The 4,122-nt window shown below is 35.1% G+C and carries 2 protein-coding genes; both read right to left on the reverse strand.

What is annotated here, in order from left to right:
* Positions 1–719, reverse strand: a 719-nt coding sequence (locus tag AB8B65_RS06375) for a LytR/AlgR family response regulator transcription factor (protein ID WP_405300031.1), incomplete at its 3' end; no start/stop codon positions are given.
* A 2-nt stretch (positions 720–721) separates the two neighbouring features.
* A complete protein-coding gene (locus tag AB8B65_RS06380; protein ID WP_405300032.1) occupies positions 722–3,622 on the reverse strand; it encodes a histidine kinase in 2,901 nt (966 codons plus the stop codon).
* Positions 3,623–4,122 lie beyond the last annotated feature (500 nt).

The raw sequence follows: 4,122 nt of genomic DNA on the forward strand, positions 1-4,122 counted from the left end.
TCTTTTTTGTCGCGAGAGATTGGAATGGTTTTGTTGTTTTCCATGATGAGATGAAAACCATCTTTTTTGGAGAGTTCTTTGATGTGTTTTAGATTGATAAGGTAGGAGCGATGCGGCTTGTAAAAAATCGGTTTGTGCGCCAATTGATCGGCGAAATGCTTGAGTGGCTTGCAGATAAATTCGGTGCGATTGCCTTGCAAATATACTTTTGTGTACATTCCGTCTGCTTCAAAATAGTAAATATCGTCTTCGGCAGCAAAGATGATTCCTTTCGGGATTTCGAGCGCTATTTTACTGACTGCCATTTGCTTAAATGCCAGTTTTAAGTCGTGAATTTGTGTATTAATGTTTTGATCATTGATGATTTTTTCCGCTTTGCTTACGGCTTGCGTGAGTTCGGAAACATCGATGGGTTTTAACAAATAATCGACCGCAGCAAGTTTGAAGGCTTCTACGGCAAATTCGTTGTATGCCGTGACAAAGATGATTTGGAAATCGACAGGTTCGTTTTCAAAGAATTCCAAAATTTGCAAGCCCGAATGTTGCGGCATGTCAATATCTAAGAAAACAATTTGCGGTTTTTTCGCTTTGATGGTTTTGACGCCTTCGAGCAAGTTGGACGCTTTGTCAATTGCCGAAATTTGCAAACAATTTTGTTGCAAGAGCGCTTCTAGTAGGTTTTGCGCTTTTCGTTCGTCGTCTATGATTAATACGTTCATGGTTATTTTTTTAAAGGAATTTGAATGCTGACACACGTTCCTGTAGGTTGTTGATTTTCGTCTGTTAAGTCGCTAATAAGTACTTCAATTTTTTGCAGACGATCTTTGTTTATGAGTTCCACACGTTCCGTATTGGCACGTGTTGCAAACGATTTGTAATACTGCGTTTGGCTTTCTTTGATTTGTTGCGCTGCTTTACGACCAATGCCATTATCGGTGATTTCACATACCAATTGTTCATTTTGTTTTTTGAAAGAAACCGCTAGTTTTCGATTGTCTATTTTGTGATGCAAACCATGTTTTATGGCGTTTTCTATGTATGGTTGAATGAATAATGAAGGAATTTTAATGGTTTCCAACGCTAAATTTTCGGCAACTGAAATTTCATAAGTGAGTTCTTCTTCAAAGCGAACTTTTTCCAATTCAAGGTATAAGTGTAGTGCTTTTAATTCTTGATCGAGTGTGATTTCTTTTTCTTGACTTTGCTCTAAATACGTGCGAATTAAACGAGAGAATTTTACCAAATATGTACTCGCTAAGTTTTGTTGATTGAGCACAATATATTCCTGAATGGAGTTGAGTGCATTGAAGATAAAATGGGGATTCATTTGCGAGCGTAGGTTTTCTAAACGCAAGTTTACCAATTGTTTATCGATCTCCAATTGTTGTAATTCTTTGTTTTTTTGCTTCTCGCGCGATCGAATTTGTTTTTTGTAGTATAAAATTACAATTGCCAACGCTGTACACATGACTAAAATGATAAACCAAGCTTGTTTCCAAAACGGAAGCGTAATGCTGAATTGAATGCTTTTTGGTTCCGAATATTGCGTTCCGCTTGCATTTTTGGCGCGTAAGTTAAAGGTGAAGTTTCCAGCGGGCAGCGTGTTGAATTTTACAGCCAATTGTCCTTTATCGATAACATTCCACGAATCGTTAAAACCTTTTAGTTGGTATTCGTAGCGCACAAATGTATCGGACTGAAATCCTTTTGAGTTGAATCGGATTTCAATCTCGCTTTGTTGCTGTTTTATGGTGTACGTCGTTGTTAACGGAACTTGTTTTTCTTCTAAGTTTATGTTTGTAAAGTAAACTTCTGGCGTGCTCCATTGTTTGAAAACCGTGCGTTTGTTGAAACGAAATATTCCGAGATTTGAACTGAATATGACTTCGTTCCCAAAGGTTTCAATATTGTTGATATTGTAGGAAAGCAAGCCGTCACGTTTGTTGATGGTTTGAAATGTTTGTGTATTGCTCGTGTAGTATTGCAAACCGTTATCTGTGACAATCCAGAGGTTTTTGCCATCAGTTTTTATTTTATTGATCGATTTTGAAGCCAATCCGTTTTCGGTATTTAAAACCGTGACAACTTTATCATTTTTAATTCCCAAAACACCATTGTCGTAGGTTGCTGCCCAAATTATTCCATCGGAAGCTTCGTCAATGTCAAAACTAAAAATGGGTTTGTTTTTGTGTTGAATCGCCTTTTGAAAGTTAAATAGCGAATCGTACAGTAATAAACCGTCAATATTGGCGATATATGCTTTTTTATTGTGTTTTGAATAGATGGATTTGTACGCTCGTTTTTGGTTGATTTCTGTTGATTTTTCTTCATTTCCATAGAACGTTCCATGTGAATAACTCTGCAAGTATTGATCGTTTTTGATATGCGAAATTGACTTTGCAGGACTTAATTTTTGAATGCGATTGCTAGTTTTATTTTCGGTATGATATTTTAAAACTTGCTTGTCGGAATTGTAATAGAGAATTTTTGTCGTTGGATTGTAATTGAGCTTGCGAACGTTAGAATTGTCATTAAAATTGAAGGTTTCTTTAATGTTTCCTTTCAAGTTGACTACGTTGATATTTCCTTTTGTATCACCTGTAAAATAGGTTGAATCTGTCTTTTTTTCGAGTGCAGAAATATTTTTTTTTGTATTTGATACGACACGTAAACTTTCGTTCGGAATTACAAAAACACCTGTATTTAAGGTCGGAATCCATAAGTTTTGTTGAAAATCTTTGGTGATTTCTGTCGTTGCATACGATTGTAGATAGCGTGCTATAATTTTGAGTTGGTTTCCGGAGCGTTTCGTCACAATAATACCATTCATAGTCGCAAAATAGAAGAGTTTGTCAAATTCTTGTATAACTTGTGTGCGTGTTTCATTCAGTTCGGCAGGCAATTGTAGTTCCGTAATGGTTTCATTTTGAATATGAAACAAACTGTTTTGATCGCCTATTTTGGATTGAAAAAGCAATAAATGTCCGTTGTAAACTTTGTAGAAACTCGTAAAAGATGGATATTCTTTTGCAGGATTTAGTTGTGTTTTTACGGCTTCCTTAATTTCTTTCGTCTGAATGTTTTGGTAGCGTAATTTGTTTTCGTTTGATAAGTAATAATAACGATCATTTTCTATGTAGCCAATATTTGTTCCGAATACATTGGGCGTGGTATTCACTACTTTTTTCGTGTTAAGATCAATCCAAATTGTACCTTTTTGTTTTCGAATTAGTAGATATTCATTATGAATTGTATAATCTGCCAATGCGCCATTGAGTCGATTTTGAACATCTATAAATAGTACAATTTTATTATTTTCTATATAAAAAAACTGTCCCGCAATATTATTAAACCACAAACGTCCTTTTGCATCTAACTTTAAGTTAAAAAAGGAACGTCCGCGTTTTTCTGGATGCGAATAGGCAATGTATTCTTTCCCATCATAGCGAAAGAGACCTTTATTTCCTGCCAGCCATATATAGCCTTCTGCGTCTTCGATACTGTCGTAAAACTCAATGTCTGGTAACCCGTTTGCTTCTGTTAGGTGTATACTAACAGGTTCTTGCGCCCAAATGACCAAGCTTGTAAAGAAAAAATATATGATGAATAGTGACTGACGCAAGTGAAAAAGTTTCAATAAAAGTACTATAAATTATAAAAAGGGAATGCCTTCCTTTCTGAAATGCACTATTTCTTTGCTGAACTACTTGTTTTGAGAGCGTATATGTGCGAATTGCCTTTTTGTGACTTTGGTAGGATTTAGTTTCCTTAAAGCTCCGCTTTGTAAATGAAAAACATCCGAAAATAAAAAAGCAAGCCATTTATTTTAGCTTGCTTTTCATTTAGTTGTGACCGCGAACCTTCAAAGTTCGAACTTTTTGATGGAGGATTTGAGAGGTATAAATTCCTTCTTCCTAGATTGTCATTACCTATTAAGGATATCATAGATTTTGCAATAAAAATTTGTAATTTTAGAAAAATAACTGGAATTCCTATTATACATACGTTGTAGCCAATTTAAACCAAGATTGCGAAAACATAAATAATGTAAAGCGAATAAATCTCTTAATTTAAATTAAAGGTATTCTCTACTCAATATGCTATACTTTTTCTTTATTCCAA

It is taken from the genome of Kordia sp., from assembly GCF_045105435.1.
Classification (GTDB): Bacteria; Bacteroidota; Bacteroidia; order Flavobacteriales; family Flavobacteriaceae; genus Kordia.